Source organism: Pseudomonas sp. NPDC089406, assembly GCF_044900265.1.
Lineage (GTDB): Bacteria > Pseudomonadota > Gammaproteobacteria > Pseudomonadales > Pseudomonadaceae > Aquipseudomonas > Aquipseudomonas fakonensis.
In genome coordinates, this window is record NZ_JBJDNC010000005.1 from 80127 (window position 1) to 99666 (window position 19540).

A 19540-nucleotide genomic window follows, 5' to 3' on the forward strand; every position below is an offset into this window, starting at 1 on the left:
TGTTTTTTTGCATTGTGGCAACAGCGGCCAATTGGTTCCATGAAGCCTGATTTCAACAAGAATCGGGTACTCGATAATGGCAACCTGTGGCGAAGTGCTGGTCAAACTCCTCGAAGGCTATGGCGTCGACCATGTCTTCGGCATTCCTGGCGTGCATACCGTCGAGCTGTACCGGGGCCTGGCGGCGTCGAGCATCCGCCACGTCACGCCGCGCCACGAGCAGGGCGCCGGCTTCATGGCCGACGGCTATTCGCGTACCCGCGGCAAGCCGGGGGTGTGCTTTATCATCACCGGCCCCGGCATGACCAACATCACCACCGCCATGGGCCAGGCCTACGCCGACTCGATCCCCATGCTGGTGATCTCCAGTGTGCAGTCGCGCAGCGCGCTTGGCGGCGGGCGCGGCAAGCTGCACGAGCTGCCTAACCAGGCGGGGCTTGTGGCCGGCGTGGCGGCGTTTTCGCAGACGCTGATGAGCGCCGACGACCTGCCTCAGGTGCTGGCCCGGGCCTTCGCCGTGTTCGACGGTGCCCGCCCGCGCCCGGTGCATATCGAGATCCCGCTGGATGTGCTGGTGGAGCCTGCCGACCACCTGCTGCCAGGCCGCCCGGTGCGTACCTTGCGTGCAGGTGCTGCGCCTGCTGCGGTACGGCAGATGGCCGAGCGCCTGGCGGCGGCGCGCCGGCCGTTGATTCTGGCAGGCGGCGGTGCGTTGGCCGCCGGTGAGCCTTTGGCGGCCCTGGCCGAGCATCTGCAGGCCCCGGTGGCGCTGACCATCAACGCCAAGGGCCTGCTGCCGGCCAGCCACCCGCTGCAGATCGGCTCGACCCAGACCCTGCCCGCCACCCGCGCCCTGGTGGCAGAGGCCGATGTAGTGCTGGCCATTGGCACCGAGCTTGCCGAGACCGACTACGACGTGACTTTCAAGGGTGGTTTCGAAATATCCGGCAGCTTGCTGCGCATCGACATCGACCCCGACCAGACCGTGCGCAATTACCTGCCTGAGCTGGCCCTGGTGGCCGATGCCGAAACGGCGGCTGATGCCTTGCTCAAGGCCTTGCAGGCGCTGCCTGCGCCGGCCCGTGAGGCCGGCTGGGGCAGTGCCCGCGCGGCCCGCTTGCGTGAGGACAATGCCGCCACCTGGGATGCACCCACCTTGAGCCAGACCCGCCTGCTGACCAGCATCCTGCAAACACTGCCAGATGCGATCCTGGTAGGCGATTCGACCCAACCGGTGTACACCGGCAACCTGACCCTGGACATGGCCCGCCCGCGCCGCTGGTTCAATGCTTCCACCGGCTACGGCACCCTGGGCTACGCCTTGCCGGCGGCCATGGGCGCCTGGCTGGGCAGCGCCACAGCTGCGGCCGAGCGTGCGCCGGCGGTGTGCCTGATCGGTGATGGCGGCTTGCAGTTCACCCTGCCCGAGCTGGCCAGTGCAGTAGAGGCGCAGGTGCCGCTGATCGTGCTGCTGTGGAACAACCAGGGCTACGAGGAAATCAAGAAATACATGGTCAACCGGGCCATCGAGCCGGTGGGGGTGGACATCCATACCCCGGACTTCATTGGAGTGGCCAGGGCGCTGGGCGCCGAGGCTGAGGATGTGGGGGATGTGGCGCAGTTGCAGGCGGCATTGCTGCGTGCGGTGGAGCGGCGCGGGCCGACCTTGATCCAGGTGGATCAGCAGCAGTGGCAAGGTGCAGTGAAAGGGTGATGGCTGCTGGCCCTATCGCCGGCAAGCCGGCTCCTACAGGGAGAGGCACCCGCCTGTAGGAGCCGGCTTGCCGGCGATAGGGCCAGAGGCTAGTTTGCGCTGGCGCGCAACCGCGCCACATCGCGAATCGGCGGTGCGCCGTACAACCGGCTGTACTCGCGGCTGAACTGCGAGGGGCTCTCATAGCCCACCCGGTAGGCCGCCACCGCCGCCTCCAGCCCGTCGTTGAGCATCAAGCGCCGCGCCTCCTGCAGGCGCAGCTGTTTTTGATACTGCAGCGGGCTCATCGAGGTGACCGCCTTGAACCGGTGGTGCAGCGTCGATGTACTCAGGTTCACCTCACGCGCCAGGTCCTCGATGCGCAGCGGCTGCTGGTAATGCCGGTTAAGCCAGGCGATGGCCTGGCACACCCGGTGGGTCTGGCTGTTGGCCAGGGCGATCTCGTACAGGCGATGGCCCTGGGGCCCGCGCAGCAGGCGGTAGAGGATTTCACGGCGGATCAGCGGGCCGAGCATCGGGATGTCCCGCGGGCTGTCCAGCAGGCGCACCAGCCGCAGCAAAGCATCGAGCAACTGAGGGTCGCTGCGCTCCACATACAGGCCACGGCCGGAGGGCAGGTTGGGCACCAGCATCGGCCCGCTCTCGGCAATCAACTGGCTGATCTCCGCTGCGTCGAGGTCCAGGCGCAGGCCCAGGCTTGGGTGCTCGGGGCTTGCGTCCAGGCGCACGCCGCTGATCGGCAAGGTCACCGACACCACCATGTAGTGCAGCGGGTCGTAGGCGTATTGCTCATCACCCAGAAACAGCGCCTTGCTGCCCTGGGCCAGAATGCACAGCGCCGGCTGCGCCAGGGTGGGCACCGAGCGTACGTTTTCGCGGTAGGCCGACAGGTACAGGTCCTGCACCGCCGACATCGGCCCGTGGGGGCCGCTGGCATGGCGCAGGATCAGCCCGGCCAGTTCCTGGCGCTGGAGTTCGAGTGAGGGTTCGAGGGGCGTGGTCATGGCGGGTTTCCTCGGAAGACCCGGCCAGCATAGGTTTGGGCAATGCCGGGCGCTAGTCGAATGCTGCACCTCGATTGCCTGATCCTGCAACGCGGCAGGATCAGGCAATCGGCCGGCAGTATTGGCCTAACGGCCCGCGCGGGCGGGGCCCTAACCTTGGCAGCCTGGTTTTCCCGCTCGCACTGCTTCAAGGAGATCGTTCATGACCCAACAGCAACCGGTCACACACCTGGCTTTCATCCGCGCCAGCAACGGTCGTTCGGCAGAACTCGGCATGCGTCTGCGCGATCTGCTCGAGCCATCGTTGCGCACACCCGGCTGCCTGAGCTTCAGCGTGCAACGCTCGCAAGTCGATGCCGACCTGTGGCTGCTCAGCGGCAGTTGGAGCGACCAGCAAGCGATGAGCGGCTACTTCGCCTCACCGACCTTGCAGGCCTTTGGCGAGCTGGTGCAGGAGCAGTTTGTCAGCAGCCTCGACCTGCACACCTTTGCCTGAGGTGTAGAATGCCGCCCCTCGATCACAAGCGGAGTGCAGCATGGCACGTAGAGAATTCCCCCACTTCGAAGCGGTCTCGGCGATGGTGCCGGTAGAAGGTGGCGGCTACCACGCGGCAATCGCCGTCAAGGCCCTGAACCAGGGCGGCGCACCGCGCTTTCACAAGGTACTGGACGGCCAGCTGTTCAAGGGCGCGATAGCCGCCGACGAGGCGGCTTGCGCTGAACTCGAACGTCTGCAGGGCGTGAGCGAAGACGGCGAACTGATCTTCTGATCAGGCCTGCGGGCGGCCCATCTTGAACAACTCGCCCAGGGCGAAGTAGTCGGCCGGGCCGCCGCCGCGCAAGATAGGTTCTGCGGCCGCGGTGTCGTAGATGCCGTCCTTGAGCAGGTGGTCGGCGATGTGCACGGCCACCACCTCACCCAGGATCAACCAGCTCGGTACCGGCTCCTGGTCGGCGCGGGTCAGCTGGATGATCTGGCTCACCTTGCACTCGAAGCTCACCGGGCTTTCACCCACCCGCGGCACCTTGACCACGTTCGAAGCGGCCGGGGTCAGGCCGCTGAGTGCGAACTCATCGACCTCTGCGGCCACCGGCGCGCAGCTCTGGTTCATCTGCTCGGCCAGCGGGCGGGTGGCCAGGTTCCAGACGAATTCTCCGGTCTGCTCGATGTTGTTCAGGCTGTCTTTGCGCCCGACGCTGCAGAAACCGATGATTGGCGGGATGTAGTTGAAGGCGTTGAAGAAGCTGTACGGCGCCAGGTTCAGGCGGCCGTCGCGGTCGTGGCTGGAGATCCAGCCGATGGGGCGCGGGCCGACGATGGCGTTGAACGGGTCGTGGGGCAGGCCGTGGCCTTTGGCGGGTTCGTAGTAGTACATCTGCGCGAGGCCCGGAGGCCATTCCTTTGCGGGGACGAGGCGCCTAGTGTGCCAAGGCTTTGCCTGGCTGGAAATGATCAAGCCCGGCAAAAGCCGGGCTGGTTGCACGCGTTCAGTGATCAGCTGAAGCGGTGGGCGTTGGTACGCTCGAAGCCGTTTTCGGCGAAGCGCTGGGCGTTGGTGTGGTCGAAGCCGTCTTCGGCGAAGCGTTGTCCGTTGGTGCGGTCGAAGCCGTCTTCGGCGAAGCGTTGGCCGTTGGTGCGGTCGAAGCCGTCTTCGGCGAAGCGCTGGGCGTTGGTGCGGTCGAAGCCGTCTTCGGCGAAGCGTTGGGCGTTGGTATGGTCGAAGCCGTCTTCGGCGTAGGTGGCCGACTGGCTCTGTACGGCGGCGAAGTTGTGGCTGTTGGTGCGGTCGAAACCGTCTTCGGCAAAGGCGCCAGTGGCCAGGACGGAGAGGGCGAGGGTGAGGATCAGTTTGTTTTTCATGGTGGTTGCTCCGAGGGTTTCGTTGGGGTTGTTTGTTTCTATGGATTCAATGCTACGCCGATTAATTTGATTAAAAAGCGCAAAAAATAACGCTTAAAAATCGATTTAATCGATGTGTATGGGCGCGACTCGTCCTTGTAGGAGCCGGCTTGCCGGCGATAGGGCCATCAGCGGTGACAGTATTTGCAGCCCCGGCCCCGGCAGCGGGCATCGTTCGGCACAGCATGGGCGCCGGAAATTAATCGGTCGTTAAGGCCATCTTTTTCGAGGTGTTCGCGTTAGGGCAGGCAGGTGTTCGCCACAACCCTTGCAGCGCCTATCAGATCGAGCGCCGCCCGCGCGGCGCTTCGCGGGTAAACCCGCTCCCACAGTTTGTTTCGGGCCAGTTTTTTCTGTGAAGTACCGGCGCCTGCCTTGGTACATGCCTTGAGTCATGTGGAGCGGCGCCAACGCACACGCTGAAACCGCGTCGAACCAACAAGGCGGACCAGGTGATGGCACAGGACAGACTGGCCCGAAACAAACTGTGGGAGCGGGTTTACCCGCGAAGCGCCGCGCGGGCGGCGCTCGATCTCACAGGCGCTGAAGAAGCTTCGGCAAACACCAACGCATTTTTCATCCACGCCCAACCAATTTTTCAGCCCCCGCTCTGCACCATCGCCGCACCCAACCCCTGGAGCGGCACAACAATGAACAAACTCCCGCAAATCACCCTGGCCTTCTGGGTCATGAAGATCTGCGCCACCACCCTCGGCGAGACCGCAGGCGACCTGCTGTCGATGACCCTGAACATCGGCTACGCCATGAGCTCGTTGCTGCTGATCAGCGTGTTCCTGGTGACGCTGGTCACCCAGCTCTACTCGCGCCGCTACCACCCCGTGCTGTATTGGCTGGTGATCCTCTCCACCAGCACCGCCGGTACCACCATGTCCGACTTCATGGACCGTACCCTGGGCCTGGGCTACGCCGCCGGTTCTGCGCTGCTGATCGGCATCCTGCTGCTGACCTTTGCCCTGTGGCGCCTGAGCGGCAACCCGCTGGACGTCACGCGCATCCGCAACCGCGGTGGCGAGCTGTTCTACTGGGTGGCGATCCTGTTCTCCAACACCCTCGGCACCGCGCTTGGCGACTACCTGGCCGACGATTCCGGCCTGGGCTTTGCCGGCGGTGCATTGCTGATCGGCTCGGCCATCGCTGTAGTTGCAGCGGCCCGCTACTGGACGCGGATCTCCGGCGTGGTGCTGTTCTGGATCGCCTTCGTGCTGACCCGGCCGTTCGGTGCAACCCTGGGCGATGTGCTGACCAAGACCCACGAGAAGGGCGGGCTGGACTTTGGCACCATCGGCTCCTCGGCGGTGCTGGGCGGGGTGCTGCTGGTGCTGGTGCTGATGGCGACCTACTACCAGCGGCGTGAGCCGGTGCGGGTGCTCGAGCGCTCGTAAGGCTCAGGCCGGCTGGATGGCATAGCGCGTACTGCGCCCGCCGCCAGGCAGGCGCAGCAGGCAACCCTTGGCCAGCAGGTCGGCCAGGTGACGGGTGGCCGTGGCTTTGGAGACCTTGGCCACGGCCTGATACTGGCTGGCGCTGATGCCATCCTCGAAGCCTTTCGGGCCGCCGTCGAGCAGGCGGTTGAGCACCTTGGCCTGCTCCGGCGACAGGCCGTCATCCCGGTGTGCCTGCCAGAAGCGCGCCTTGGCCAGCACCCGATCTATGCGTACCAGAGCCTGTTCGAGGCTGTGCAGCAGTGTCAGCAGAAACCAGGCAAGCCACTCGGTGATGTCCAGGCTGCTTTTCTGGCTGCGCTCCAGCACCTCGTAGTAGCCGGCGCGATCCTCCAGGATGCTGGCCGACATGGCGTAGAAGCGAATGGCCTGTTGCTCGCCCTGGGCCAGGGCCAGGTCGGTGAGCGCCCGGGTCAGGCGACCGTTACCATCGGCGAACGGGTGCAGGGTGACGAACCAGAAATGGGCGATACCTGCACGCAGCAACGGGTCTAGCTGGTTGTCGCTGCGGCTGGCCTCGAACCAATCAATAAACTGCTGCAGTTGCGCTTCCAGGCCTGCCCGTGGCGGTGCTTCGAAGTGCACTCGAGGTTTGTCCGTGCGTCCGGAAACCACCTGCATCGGTGCCTCATCGCGCAACTCGCCCACAGGCAGGGCCTGGTCCAGCAGGTTGGGGCCCTCGGGGAACAGCCAGCGATGCCAGGTGAACAGGCGCTGCATGCCCAGCGGGCGGTCGTAGCCTGTGGTTGCGTCGAGCATCAGCTCGGCCAGGCCTTCGCTGCGTGCACTGGTTGGCCCGGGTTCATCGATGCCCAGACGGCGGGCCAGTGATGAGCGCACCGACTCGACATTCAGTCGTTCACCCTCGATGGCCGAGGAGGTGACGATGTTCTGCAACAGTGTATCGAGGATATCGTCGCCGGCATCGATGGCCGCTACGGCCCCTGTTCTGCCCAGCAGTTGGCCCTGCGTTTCAACGCAGTCGCGCAGCAGCGCCGCCAGGTGCTGATCGTTCCAATGGAACGCTGGCCAGTCGGGCTGCTGCCAGATCCAGAAGGGTACGGTTGTGTTCATGAGCCGAATAATAGCGCTATTCGGCTCATAAAGTGAGCCGAATAAACCCGCTATTCGGCTCACACCCACAAAAAAAGGGGCGCCCCGCCAAGCGGAGCGCCCCTTTTGTGTCTTGCAGCGCTGCGATCAGTCAGTGGTGATGCGCGAGTGCTGCTTGGTGTCCTTCATGGTCACGTACACCAGCAGCGAACAGGCGATGCAGGCGGTGACGTACCAGTAGAAGCCGCTTTCCATGCCGGCGCTCTTGAACCACAGGGCCACGTACTCGGCGGTGCCGCCGAAGATCGACACGGTCAGCGCGTACGGCAGGCCCACGCCCAGGGCGCGGATCTCGGTAGGGAACAGTTCGGCTTTCACCACGGCGTTGATCGAGGTGTAGCCGCTGACGATGATCAGCGCCGCCATGATCAGGAAGAACGCACCCCACCAGGTCTGGATGGTGTGCAGGGTGCTGAGGATCGGTACGGTGAACAAGGTGCCCAACACGCCGAAGGCGATCAGGATCGGGCGCCGGCCGATCTTGTCGGACAGCCCGCCGATCACCGGCTGCAGGCACATGAACAGGAACAAGGTGGCAGCCGAGATGGTGGTCGAGTCACCGATGCTCATGCCCACCGTGTTCACCAGGTACTTCTGCATGTAGGTGGTGTAGGTGTAGAAGGCCAGGGTGCCGCCCATGGTCAGGCCGACCACGGTCAGCAGCTCTTTGGGGTGGCGCATCAGGGTGCGCATCAGGCTTTCCTTGGACTTCTCTTTCTTGGTGAACGAGGCGGTCTCTTCCATGCCACGGCGCAGGTACAGCGCAACCACCGCGCACAGCGCGCCGATCACGAACGGCACACGCCAGCCCCAGGCATACAGCTCTTCGGTGGTCAGGGTGTTCTGCAGGATGATCAGCACCGCCAGGGCGATGAGCTGGCCGGAGATCAGGGTGACGTACTGGAAGCTGGAGAAGAAGCCGCGGCGCTCCTTGCTGGCCATCTCGCTGAGGTAGGTGGCCGAGGTGCCGTACTCGCCGCCTACCGACAGGCCCTGCATCAGGCGGGCGATGACCAGCAGCACGGGTGCGGCGACGCCGATGGTTTCATAACCCGGGGTCAGGGCGATGACCAGCGAGCCTGCGCACATCAGCAGTACCGAGGCCATCAGCGCGGCCTTGCGGCCCTTGCGGTCGGCGTACAGGCCCATCAGCCAGCCACCGATCGGGCGCATGAGGAAGCCCACGGCGAAGATCGCGGCAGTGTTGAGCAGTTGCGCGGTGGTGTCGCCGGCGGGGAAGAAGGCCTTGGCGAAGTACAGGGAGAATGCGGCGTAGACGTACCAGTCGTACCATTCGACCATGTTGCCGATGGAACCACTGAAAATCGATTTGAGGCGGCTGGCGGTGGATTTTTCTGCGGCGGGCGCGGCGGCCGCCCCGGTGGGCAGGGTGCTGGCGTTATCCATCAGGGATACCTTCTCGTTGTTTTTGTGAGGCGCGCGTCGGGCGCGGCTTGAGAAGGGTTTTGCAGAAGCTGTGCCAAATGGGTGCGGGGTGATTCAAATGAGTGCGTGTGCAGGCCACCGCTGGCTAGCCGGCCCCTTGCGTAGCCTGGGTTGCACGTTCCCCTGTAGGAGCCGGCTTGCCGGCGATGGGCTGCACAGCAGCCCCAACAATCCCAGGGCCAATGAGCGAACTTCCGCTCATTCATCCAAATGACTAGGCGGAAATCCGCTCATTCAGCCCTCGAGAAAATCCTCACGCACCAGCCCATGCCGTTGCATCTTCTCGTTCAGCGTACGCCTGGGCAGTTGCAGCGCCTCCATCACCCCCTTGATCTCGCCCTTGTGCTGGCGCAGGGCGGCGCGCAGGCACTGGGCCTCGAACGCCTCCACCTGATCGCTCAGCGATTGCCATTCGGCCGCTGGCGCCAGGTTCGGCGAACCCAGCCCCAGGGCATGGCGCTCGGCGGCGTTGGCCAGTTCGCGCACGTTGCCCGGCCAGTCATGGGCCAGCAGTTGCGCCAGCTGTGCACCGCTCGGCGCGGGGGCACTGCGCCCCAGGCGCTCGGCGCAAGCGCGGGCGAAGTGCTCGAACAGCAACGGGATATCCTCACGCCGCTCGCGTAGCGGTGCCAGGCGCAGTTCGGCAACGTTCAGGCGGTAGGCCAAGTCTTCGCGAAAACGCCCGGCGCGGGCTTCTTCGAGTAGGTCGGGCTTGGTCGCGGCGATGATCCGCAAATCCACCTCGATGCTCTGGTTGGCACCCAGGCGCTCCAGCTTGTGCTCCTGGATCACCCGCAGCAGCTTGGCCTGCTGGGCCAGCGGCATGCTCTCGATCTCGTCGAGGAACAGGGTACCGCCGTTGGCGTACTCCAACTTGCCGATGCGCTTGCCCTGGGCGCCGGTGAAGGCGCCGCTCTCGTGGCCGAACAGCTCGGCTTCGAACAGCGCTTCGGGGATGGCCGCGCAGTTGAGGGCGACGAAGGGCTTGCCGGCGCGCGGGCCGAAATCGTGCAGGCAGCGGGCCACGCGCTCCTTGCCGCTGCCGGTTTCGCCGCGGATCAGCACGTTGACCGGCAGGCCGGCCAGGTCCAGCACCTGCCGGCGCAGTTGCTGCAGGCCCTGGGACATGCCGAGCAGTGTGGTTTCAAGCTGCGCCTTTAAGTCGGCCTGCTCGTGCAGGCGGCGGTTCTCCAGCACCAGCTGGCGTTTTTCCAGGGCGCGGCCGAGGCTGCTCATCAGGTGCTGCGGGGTGAAGGGTTTTTCGAGGAAGTCATACGCCCCGTTGCGCATGGCTTCCACCGCCATGGGCACATCGCCATGGCCGGTCAGCAGAATCACCGGCAGGCCCGGGTCCTGCTGCTGCAGGCGCTCGAGCAGTTGCATGCCCGACAGCCCCGGCATGCGCACATCGCTGAGGATCACCCCGGGGAAGTTGTCCGGCAATTGCGCCAGGCACTCTTCGGCGCGGGCGAACAGCTGCACGCTGAACCCGGACAGGCTCAGCCACTGCTCTACCGCCGTGCGGATACTGGCTTCGTCATCGACGACGATCACTGAATTCAACATACAGGCTCCAGGTCGCGGGGCAGGGTGAGGCTGAAGCGGGCGCCGCCGGGCAGGTTCTCGACCCGCAGCGCGCCGCCGGCATCGGCGACGATGCCGTAGGAGATCGCCAGGCCCAGGCCCAGCCCTTCACCCACAGGCTTGGTGGTGAAGAACGGGTCGAATACCTTGGCAAGGTGGCCGTCGTCGATGCCGCCGCCGGAGTCCAGCACGCTCAGGCGCCACTGCCCGCCGTCGGCCTCGATGCGGATCTCCAGGCGTTTGTAGCGTTTGTCGGCCATGGCGTCGAGGGCGTTGCGCAGCAGGTTGATCAGCACCTGTTCCAGGCGGATGGCATCGCCGCGCACCCAGGCCGGGCGGGCCAGGTACAGGGCCACCTCGACCTCTTCGCTGCGGATGCGCGCCTCCAGCAGGTGCAGTGCCTGGTCCACCACGGTGGCCAGGTCCAGGCGCTCGCGCAGCCCGCCGGGGCTGTTGCGGGCGAAGGTCTTGAGGTGGCCGGTGAGCGCGGCCATGCGCGTGAGCATCTGCTCCAGCGGCTCCAGGGCCTGGCGCGCCTGTTCGTGGCGGCCATGGTCGAGCAGCAGGCGCAGGGTTTCCAGCTGCATGCGCTGGGTGGTCAGCGGCTGGTTGATCTCGTGGGCCAGGGCTGCCGACATCTGCCCCAGGGCGGCCAGTTTGGCCGATTGCACCAGGCCTTCCTGGGCGGTACGCAGCTCGCGGGTGCGTTCGTCGACCTGGCGCTTGAGCTCTTCGCGGCTGCGCTGGCGCAGGCGGGCCAGGCGCAGGCGCTGGCTGACGAACAATACCGCGAATACCAGGCTCAGCCACACCGCCGCCGCGCCCAGCGCTGCATTGCGCCCGTCCTCGGCCACCTGCGGCTTGCGCAGCAGGTGCAAGGTCCAGCCTTCGGCCTCCAGCGGCAGGCTCTCCCACAGGTATTCTGCCGGGCCGTCGGGGGCCTGTACCCGGGTCAGGTGGCTGTCTTCGGCGAAGCGGGTCATCACCTGGCGTTGCAGGGGAACCAGCGGCTGCTTGTCGTACTGGCGGGTTTCGGCAAGCTCGGCGCGGTCGGCGGGGCTCAGCGGTTGCAGCTCGCGGTAGCGCCAACCGTCCTGGTTGGCAATGAAGGTGATGCCACGGGCATCGCTGACCAGCAGGATATCGCTGCCTTGGCGCCATTCGCGCTCAAGCTCGGGGAACTCCAGCTTGACCACCATGGCGCCGAGAAAGCGCCCGTGCTCGTCGTTCACCGCGCTGGATAAAAAGTAGCCCGGCACGCCGCTGGTCACGCCGACGGCGTAGAAGCGCCCGCTGCCCTGGCTGCGGGTTTGCTTGAAATAGGGCCGGAAGCCGTAGTTGGAACCGACGTAGGTGGTCGGCAGGCGCCAGTTGCTGGCGGCGATGGCAAGGCCGGTGCGGTCGAGCAGCTCCAGGGTGTCGGAGTTGGCCGCGCCGTTGATGCGTTCTAGCTTGCGATTGAGGGTGTCCTGCACCTGCTCGGTGACCGGGCCGCGCAGGGCTTCGATCAGCTCCGGGTCCAGCGCCAGCACGGCGGGCAGGGCGCGGTAGCGTTCGATCAAGGTGTGCAGGGCGGTGGCGTACAGGCCCAGTTGCTGGTTGGCCCGGCGTGCGTCCAGCTGCATCGATTCGCGCTTGGCCTGGTGCATGGCCCAGCCGGCACTGAGCACGGTACCGACCACGATCAGCAGGATGATCAGGCCCAGGCGCAGGGCGCGGAAGGATGAGGGCATGGGGAGGGTCCTGAAACTTTGGTGGCAGTGCTGGCCCTATCGCAGGCAAGCCTGCTCCTACAGGGGGCGTGCATTGCCTGTAGGAGCGGGCTTGCCCGCGATAGGGCCAGAGCAGGTGTTAGAGCAGTTCGAAGCTCTGCTGCTGCACATCCTGCGAGTCGAGGCCGACCTGGATATTGAACTGCCCAGGCTCGGCCACGTGTTGCAGCTGGCCATTGTAGAACTTCAGGTCCTGCTCGCTGATGTCGAAGGTCAAGGTGCGCGCTTCGCCGGCCTTGAGCAGCAGCTTCTGGAAGTTCTTAAGCTCTTTCACCGGGCGGCTCATCGAGGCGCTTTCATCTTGCACGTACAGTTGCACCACGGTCTCGCCGTCACGCTTGCCGGTGTTCTTCACCGTTACCTTGGCTTGCAAGGTACCGCCGCGCTTGAGCGCTTTTTGCGAAAGCTTGAGCCCCGACAGTTCGAACTTTGTGTAGCTCAGGCCATAGCCGAACGGGTACAGCGGGCCGTTGGGCTCCTCGAAGTACTGCGAGGTGTAGTTGCCTGGCTTGCCCGGGGTGAACGGGCGACCGATGCGCATGTGGTTGTAGTACATCGGGATCTGCCCCACCGAGCGCGGGAAGGTGATCGCCAGGCGCCCGGACGGGTTGTAGTCGCCGAACAGCACGTCGGCGATGGCGTTGCCGCCCTCGGTGCCGCTGAACCAGGTTTCCAGCAGGGCGTCGGCTTGTTCGCGCTCCCAGCCGATCGACAGCGGGCGGCCGTTCATCAGCACCAGCACCAGCGGTTTGCCGGTGGCTTTCAACGCCTTGATCAGGTCGCGCTGCACCGCCGGGACTTCCAGGGTGGTGCGGCTGGAGGACTCGTGGGACATGCCGCGGGATTCACCGATCACGGCGACCACCACATCCGACTGTTGCGCGGCCTTGACCGCTTCGTCGATCAGCACGCTGGCCGGGCGCGGGTCGTTGATGATCTCGGGTGCGGCGAAGTTGAGGAAGTTCAGGTAGTCGAACATCGCCTTGTCGCCGGTGACGTTCGAACCCTTGGCGTAGACCACCTTGGCCTTGCCGGCCAGGGCCTGGGCCAGGCCTTCGCGCACGGTCACCGAGTGCTCCGGGCGACCGTCGGCGGCCCAGCTGCCCATCATGTCGATGGGGGCATCGGCCAGCGGGCCGACCAGGGCGATGGTGCCGGCTTTTTTCAGCGGCAGGGTATCGTTGCGGTTTTCCAGCAGCACCAGGCTGCGGCGCGCCACATCACGGGCGGCGTCGCGGTGCAGGCGGTCGTTGCCGTAGTAGTCGGCAAGGTCGGTCTCGGCCTTGCCGATGCGCACGTAAGGGTCTTTGAACAGGCCCATGTCGTACTTGGCGCCGAGCACCTCGCGCACTGCCTGGTTCAGTTCGGCCTGGCTCACCTCTCCGGACTTCAGCAGCCCCGGCAGCTCTTCGCCGTACAGGGTGTCGTTCATGCTCATGTCGATGCCGGCCTTGATCGCCAGCTTGGCCGCTTCGCGACCGTCGCGGGCCACGCCGTGCCGGATCAGCTCCTGGATGGCGCCGTGGTCGCTGATGGTCACGCCCTTGAAGCCCCACTCCTTGCGCAGCAGGTCGTTCATCAGCCAGGTGTTGGAGGTGGCCGGCACGCCGTTGATCGAGTTCAGCGCCACCATCACCCCGCCGGCACCGGCGTCGAGCGCGGCGCGGTAGGGCGGCAGGTAGTCGTTGTACATCTTCACCGGGCTCATATCGACCGTGTTGTAGTCGCGCCCGCCTTCCACCGCGCCGTACAGGGCGAAGTGCTTGACGATGGCCATGATGCTGTCGGGGTTGGCGGGGCTCGAGCCCTGGAACGAGCGCACCATCACCTGGCCGATTTTCGAGGTCAGGTAGGTGTCTTCGCCGAAGCCTTCGCTGGTGCGGCCCCAGCGTGGGTCGCGGGCGATATCGACCATGGGCGCGAAGGTCATGTCCAGGGCGTCGGCCGAGGCTTCGATGGCCGAGGTGCGGCCAACCTTGGCGATGGCGTCCATGTCCCAGGTGGCGGCCAGGCCCAGGCTGATGGGGAAGATGGTGCGCTCACCGTGGATGGTGTCGTAGGCGAAGAACATCGGGATCTTCAGGCGGCTGCGCATGGCAGCGTCCTGCATCGGCCGGTTCTCGGGGGCGGTGCGCGAGTTGAAGGTGCCGCCGATGCGCCCGGCGGCGATTTCTTCACGGATTTTTTCGCGGGGCATTTCGGGGCCGATGCTGATCAGGCGCAACTGGCCGATTTTCTCGGCTTCGGTCATCTGCCCGAGCAAATGCTCGATGAACGCCTGCTTGTCCTGCAGGGGCGGGGCGGTGGGGGCGGCAAGGGCCGCCTGGCTGGCAAGGCCCATGGCCAGGCCCAGCAAAGACAGTTTCATCGTCGATTCCGTTATAGAGGCCTTGCCGTACCCACGGTGATACGTGCGTGGCCGAAGTTGTTCAGGCGGCTGTTTGTTGTTCAGCCCCCCCCGGCGTCCGTTGTGCGCGGGCGGTGCTGTTTTGAACCTGTGGCAGCCGGCGATTATGCCTTATATATGCGCCCTGATGAGATACACTCTCGCCAGCCCGATGCCGGGATAACAACGATAAGAACGCTCAAGAGACGATGGCATGACCGAATACGAACAGCGCCAGATCGCCGAGGCGATCGCGCGCGCCGAGCGGCGCACCGACGCGGAACTGGTCACGGTGCTGGCCCGCCGCGCCGACGACTACCCTTATTTACCCCTGCTCTGGGCCGCGCTGCTGGCGCTGGCGATTCCGCTGCTGCTGCACCGCTGGCAGGGCGGCATCGGCCTCAACGGCCTGTTGCTGGCGCAGATGCTCACTTTCGTTGCCCTGTGCCTGCTGCTGCGCCACCCGCGGATTGCCGCCTGGCTGGTGCCGGCGGTCCTGCGCCGGCGGCGCGCCTCGGGCCTGGCTCGCCAGCAGTTTCTCGAGCTCAACCTGCAGCGTACGGCCGGCGCCACTGGCGTGCTGATTTTTGTCAGCGAAGCCGAACGGCATGTGGAAATCCTGGTCGATGAGGGCATAGCCCGGCACCTACCGCCGCGTGCCCGCGAGCAAATCGTCGCGCGCTTTACCGAGCAGGTGTGTCAGGGCCATACGCTGCAGGGCTTCGTCGAGTGCATCGAGGCCTGTGGCGAGCTGCTCAGCGAGCATGTGCCGCCCACCCATGCGCGCAACGAGCTGCCCAACCGGCTGGTGATCCTCGACTGAGCCGCACCTGTCGCGAAAGCCTTCGCGCTGGGGCGGCAGCCACGTAGAATGCGCGGCATTGCGCAACGCGCCCCCCGCATTCCGAGGCACCTGTTCCCCATGTCTTCCGCCATTTCCTCCGCCGCGCCCGATGCGCGTGACCAGTTCTTGAGCCTGCTGGCCGACGCCCTGGGCGACGCCAGCCTGGGCAAGCTGGTGCTGGCCCGCCATGTCGGCAGCGATGCCAGCCTGCAACGGATCATCGCCAAGCCGGTGCAGATCAAGGGTGAGGCCTGCCTGCAACTGGTCTACCGCCATCAGACCCGCGACATCACCCGCAACCTGCCCCTGGCCGAAGTCGAGGCGTTCGTGGCGGCGCAACTGCCGGAGCATTTTCGCAACGCGCACCTGTTCACCGCCGCAGGTGAAGTGCAGTTGGCCTTCAGCAAGAAGGGCAAGCCGATGCTGCAGCGCCACCTGGCGCAACAGGCCCCGCGCGAGGTGGCCGCTGCCGGGCATGACCGCGAGAAGAAGCGCTACCTGGAACTGAGCCGGCCGTTTTTACGCGACCTGGGCGTGACCGATGCGCAAGGCGCGTTGATCCCGTCGATGTCGCGCAAGTGGAAGCAGATCAACAAGTTCATCGAAGTTTTCGACCACGCCCTGGCCGGTGCGCCGCTGGCGCCGGAGCAGCTGTTGCGGGTGGCCGACTTCGGTTCGGGTAAGGGTTACCTGACCTTCGCCATGCACGATTACCTGCGCAACAGCCTGGGCCGTGAGGCTCAGGTGACTGGCGTTGAGCTGCGTCCGGACATGGTCGAGCTGTGCAACGGCGCCGCTGCGCGCCTGGAACACCCGGGCCTGGTGTTCGAGTGCGGCGACGTGCGCAGCGTGGTGCCGGAAGCCATCGAAGTGATGATCGCCCTGCATGCCTGCGACGTGGCCACCGACTACGCCATCCACACCGGCATCCGCTGCAACGCGGCGATCATCATGTGCTCGCCGTGCTGCCACAAGCAGATCCGCCCGCAACTGCACAGCCCCGGGCTGCTGCAGCCGATGCTGCAGTACGGCCTGCACCTGGGCCAGCAGGCCGAGATGCTCACCGACAGCCTGCGCGCGCTGTATCTGGAGGCCTGCGGTTATGAAACCAAGGTGTTCGAGTTCATCTCGTTGGAGCACACCAACAAGAACAAGATGATTTTGGCGGTGAAGCGGCGCCAAGTGCAGGACAACGCTGCGCTGCTGGAAAAGATCGCTGAGCTGAAGGCGTTTTACGGGGTGAAGGAACACTGCCTGGAGACGTTGCTGCGGGATGATGGGCTGATTGCTGACTGAAACCCGCCCCTTGCCCGCAGGGGGGGGCCGGGTTTAAGCGCATCCCTTTCAAGGTGTTTGCGTCAGGGCTGCCAGGTGCTTGCCACAACCCTTGCAGCGCCTATCAGATCGAGCGCCGCCCGTGCGGCGCATCGCGACGCAAGGCCGCTCCTACATCTGTTTCGGGCCAGTCTGTTCTGTGCCATCACCTGGTCCGCCTTGTTGGTACGACGCAGTTTCAGCGTGGGCGTTGCCGCCGCCACACATGACTCAAGGCATACACCAAGGCAGGCGCCGATACTTTCACAGGCATAACTGGCCCGAAACAGATGTAGGAGCGGCCTTGCGTCGCGATGCGCCGCGCGGGCGGCGCTCGATCAGATAGGCGCTGCAAGGGTTGTGGCGAGCACTTGGAGGCCCTGACGCGAACCCTCGGGCGAGCACCTGCCAGCCCTGGCACCAACACCTTGAAAGGGATGGGGTTTGAGCGCGAATTTTCCGAAGCTGTTCAGAACATGCGCAAGCTAATGTTGACCCACTACCGCAGTTTTCCCGCGCCAGTGCATGACGGTGGCACGGCGCTCTGGCACCTTGCCGATGTGCTGGGCTGGATGCAGGCGCGTGGCGGTTACTCCGTGGAGCAACCAGTACTGGAGCTGGCTTCGGCCGCCATGCGCGTGAATATTTTCAGCGCTTACGAGCGCCTTGCGCAGTAACGCTACCCTGCAGCTTCAGTGACGCGAACCAGGCACTTCGATTGCCAGCTGCGCGGCACCCAACGGGTGCGTGCTTGCATCGAAAAAGTACAGCGCCGTCCCTTCGAGGTCGCCAAACCTGTCAACGAAATGCTGCTTCTGGTTGATCACCGACGCGTCGCTCAACGGCCGGATGGCAATGGCGATGTGTGCAGGCCGCGCCTGACGGATTGCCTCGACCAAGTGCTGGTCGCTGCTGTCCAGGTGCTGACCGAACAGGCACAACCCTTCACGTTCGCGGGCCAGTTCGCCCAGGCACCAGGACAGGTAGTCCGAATGGCGGATGGCGCCCAGCTTTTCGTCGCTGCGGCCTTCGTTGACGAACAGCGGCACCTCGCCGGGAATGTTCACCGCAAAGCCGTCGAACAGCTCGGCAGCCTCGGCGCTGCGCTGGCGCGTGGTGCCGTCAGGTAGCTTGAGCAAGTGCAGGCCGCCGTGCAGGTGCAGTACCCGGGTGCCGCTGGTGCGGCTGCGGCGAATGTCGAAGAAACCCTGTTCATCGAACTGTTCGGCAAAGCCTTGCGGCGCATGCTGCACGGCCCAGGGCAGGATCAGGTCGTAGTTGCTGGTATAGACACTGCGGTAGCCGCGCAGGGCCTGGTTGATGGTGGCCAGCGTCGCCGCCGGCATCAGCGCCCAAGGCAGGTGCACGGTGCGCACGGCGTGAATCATTGCTTCCTTGATCGAGTAGTAGCGGTTGAGCGGTGCGGTGGAGCTGATGGCCAGCGCGGCGTTGGCTCGCACCGTGTGATTGAGGGTGCTCAGAACCGGCTCGAACAGCTCCGTGCCCAGTGACTTGAACAGTGCCTGATCGCTGACGGCCAGGCCCTTCTTGCGCCCGGCGCGTTGGGCTTCTTCATACAGCGAGAAATAGCTGAAAGGCTTCCACAGTGCGCGGCTGGCGCCGTTGCCCAGCAACAGGGCGCTGCTTGGGTGGCGCTGGTTGAGGTCGGCCCAGGCGGGCAGGTAGGCGTCGAGGGCAGGCATCGGCAGGTCCGTTGGCATGGCGGAAAACGCGGGGACTTTAGCATGTCATGGGCAGTGTGCGAGGGTAGGGGGGCGGCAGATCAATTTGGGGGCAACGGGGTTGTACTGCCTGTACCGGCCTCATCGCCGGCAAGCCGGCTCCTACAGGGGCGGCACTGGCCTGAAAGTGATGCGTTCCAACCGGACGAAAGAGGACTTCGCCCATGCACAACCGCTTCACGCAATTACTCACTCTCACCCTGCTGCTGGCGGCCACCACTGCCTCAGCCAGCGATGGCAAAGCCCTGGCCGCCGCTCAAGGTATCCCGTACCCGGCCGTCATCGCCCACCGCGGCGCCTCGTTCGACGCCCCTGAATCCACTACCCCGGCCTACCTGCTGGCCCGCGAGCAGGGCGCCGACTACCTGGAAATGGACCTGCAACGCACCCGCGACGGCGTGCTGGTGGTGGTGCACGATGATGTGCTGGCGCGTACCAGTGATGTGGCCGAGCGCTTCCCCGAGCGTGCCGCCAGCCCGGTCAGTGCCTTCACCCTGGCAGAGCTCAAGTCGCTGGATGCCGGTAGCTGGTTCAACAAGGCCTACCCCGAGCGTGCCAGGGCGTCATTCAAAGGGCAGCGCATCCTCACCCTCGACGAGGTGATCGACATTGCCGAGGCCGACCCCGAGCGCCACCCGGGCCTGTACATCGAGACCAAGCAACCTGCGCAGTTCCCCGGCATCGAAAACGACCTGAAGACGCGCCTCGAGGCCCGCGGCTGGCTCGACAAGCCCGGACGGGTGGTGTTGCAGACCTTTGACCGCAACAGCCTGGCACTGCTGCACAAGGCCATGCCGCAAACCCCGAAGATTCTCCTGCTGTGGGTGGCCAAGGGCAGCATCGAGCCGGCTTCCGGGCAGAATTTCGCCGAGTCCGGTGAGCGCGACAAGGCCGGGTTCTACGCCCGTCAGCAACCAAAAAACCGCGCTGAATTTGAACGCTGGCTGGATTACGCCAAGGCTGGCGGCGCCATTGGCACCGGCCCTTCGGCCATGCGCAGCGGGCTTGGCGAGCAAAGCTACGCCGACCTGATCCAGCCCTGGATGAACCAGGCTAGCCATCAGCGCGGGCTGTTGGTGCACGTGTACACCCTTGATGACCCTGCAGACTTCGACAAGGCGCTTAAGGCCGGGGTGGACGGTATTTTCAGCAATCGCCCCGGGGCTTTCATGCGCTTTCTCGGGCGCGCGCCAGGTGGGGAAGGGCAGTTGCTGCGCCAGCTAGGCTACTAGCCTGCTCAGGGTGTCCCCGATGGCGC

General features: G+C 65.2%; 16 protein-coding genes and 1 pseudogene. 8 read left to right on the top strand and 9 right to left on the bottom strand.

Annotated features, from left to right (window positions below; translation table 11 throughout):
* The first annotated feature begins 76 nt into the window (after positions 1-76).
* A complete protein-coding gene (locus ACI2KK_RS05195; RefSeq protein ID WP_404668132.1) occupies positions 77-1714 on the top strand; it encodes a 5-guanidino-2-oxopentanoate decarboxylase in 1638 nt (545 codons plus the stop codon).
* A gap of 89 nt (positions 1715-1803) precedes the next feature.
* Here the strand turns inward: ACI2KK_RS05195 and ACI2KK_RS05200 are convergent, their stop codons facing one another.
* Positions 1804-2718 carry an AraC family transcriptional regulator gene (locus ACI2KK_RS05200; protein WP_217842005.1) on the bottom strand — a complete coding sequence of 305 codons (915 nt, stop codon included), beginning with the start codon at positions 2716-2718 and terminating at the stop codon, positions 1804-1806.
* A 202-nt stretch (positions 2719-2920) separates the two neighbouring features.
* Here ACI2KK_RS05200 and ACI2KK_RS05205 point away from each other — a divergent pair, with 202 nt between their 5' ends.
* Together ACI2KK_RS05205 and ACI2KK_RS05210 are read left to right on the top strand one after the other, a co-directional pair.
* On the top strand, positions 2921-3214 hold the full coding sequence (locus ACI2KK_RS05205; RefSeq protein WP_217842006.1) for a putative quinol monooxygenase: 294 nt from the start codon (positions 2921-2923) through the stop codon (positions 3212-3214).
* Positions 3215-3254: 40 nt separating this feature from the next.
* Positions 3255-3488, top strand: coding sequence for a hypothetical protein (locus tag ACI2KK_RS05210; RefSeq protein ID WP_217887924.1), 234 nt, complete (start codon positions 3255-3257; stop codon positions 3486-3488).
* On the opposite strand, the gene ACI2KK_RS05215 is transcribed toward ACI2KK_RS05210, so the two are convergent.
* Entirely contained in the window at positions 3489-4094 is a 606-nt protein-coding gene (locus ACI2KK_RS05215; RefSeq protein WP_404668133.1) for a flavin reductase family protein, read from the bottom strand.
* Between the two features lie 119 nt (positions 4095-4213).
* Positions 4214-4579, bottom strand: a complete 366-nt coding sequence (locus ACI2KK_RS05220; protein WP_404668134.1) for a heme utilization protein — start codon at positions 4577-4579, stop codon at positions 4214-4216.
* A 689-nt stretch (positions 4580-5268) separates the two neighbouring features.
* Between ACI2KK_RS05220 and ACI2KK_RS05225 the strand changes: the two genes are divergently transcribed.
* On the top strand, positions 5269-6021 hold the full coding sequence (locus tag ACI2KK_RS05225; protein WP_404668135.1) for a hypothetical protein: 753 nt from the start codon (positions 5269-5271) through the stop codon (positions 6019-6021).
* 3 nt (positions 6022-6024) lie between these two features.
* Here ACI2KK_RS05225 and ACI2KK_RS05230 read toward each other — a convergent pair whose 3' ends face one another.
* From ACI2KK_RS05230 to bglX, 5 genes are all read right to left on the bottom strand, one after another.
* A complete protein-coding gene (locus tag ACI2KK_RS05230; protein ID WP_404668136.1) occupies positions 6025-7155 on the bottom strand; it encodes a Fic family protein in 1131 nt (376 codons plus the stop codon).
* Between the two features lie 126 nt (positions 7156-7281).
* Positions 7282-8601, bottom strand: coding sequence for an MFS transporter (locus ACI2KK_RS05235; RefSeq protein ID WP_217842012.1), 1320 nt, complete (start codon positions 8599-8601; stop codon positions 7282-7284).
* 273 nt (positions 8602-8874) lie between these two features.
* Positions 8875-10206, bottom strand: coding sequence for a sigma-54-dependent transcriptional regulator (locus ACI2KK_RS05240; RefSeq protein WP_404668137.1), 1332 nt, complete (start codon positions 10204-10206; stop codon positions 8875-8877).
* On the bottom strand, positions 10200-11957 hold the full coding sequence (locus tag ACI2KK_RS05245; RefSeq protein WP_404668138.1) for an ATP-binding protein: 1758 nt from the start codon (positions 11955-11957) through the stop codon (positions 10200-10202). Before ACI2KK_RS05245 ends, ACI2KK_RS05240 begins: the two co-directional genes overlap by 7 nt.
* Before the next feature lie 118 nt (positions 11958-12075).
* Positions 12076-14364: a beta-glucosidase BglX gene (gene bglX / locus ACI2KK_RS05250; RefSeq protein WP_404668139.1), complete on the bottom strand. Its 2289-nt coding sequence runs from the start codon at positions 14362-14364 to the stop codon at positions 12076-12078.
* Positions 14365-14596: 232 nt separating this feature from the next.
* On the opposite strand from bglX, the gene ACI2KK_RS05255 reads away from it, so the two are divergent.
* From ACI2KK_RS05255 to ACI2KK_RS05265, 3 genes and pseudogenes are all read left to right on the top strand, one after another.
* A complete protein-coding gene (locus ACI2KK_RS05255; RefSeq protein ID WP_369989992.1) occupies positions 14597-15205 on the top strand; it encodes a TPM domain-containing protein in 609 nt (202 codons plus the stop codon).
* A 99-nt stretch (positions 15206-15304) separates the two neighbouring features.
* Positions 15305-16522 (top strand): class I SAM-dependent methyltransferase, encoded by a 1218-nt coding sequence (locus tag ACI2KK_RS05260; protein ID WP_404668140.1) that lies wholly within the window; start codon positions 15305-15307, stop codon positions 16520-16522.
* 488 nt (positions 16523-17010) lie between these two features.
* A pseudogene (locus tag ACI2KK_RS05265) lies at positions 17011-17217 on the top strand (DNA-binding protein); the annotation flags it as partial.
* Positions 17218-17232: 15 nt separating this feature from the next.
* Here ACI2KK_RS05265 and ACI2KK_RS05270 read toward each other — a convergent pair.
* Positions 17233-18243, bottom strand: a complete 1011-nt coding sequence (locus ACI2KK_RS05270; RefSeq protein ID WP_404668141.1) for a DUF4917 family protein — start codon at positions 18241-18243, stop codon at positions 17233-17235.
* Positions 18244-18446: 203 nt separating this feature from the next.
* On the opposite strand from ACI2KK_RS05270, the gene ACI2KK_RS05275 reads away from it, so the two are divergent.
* Positions 18447-19514: a glycerophosphodiester phosphodiesterase family protein gene (locus tag ACI2KK_RS05275; protein WP_404668142.1), complete on the top strand. Its 1068-nt coding sequence runs from the start codon at positions 18447-18449 to the stop codon at positions 19512-19514.
* Positions 19515-19540 lie beyond the last annotated feature (26 nt).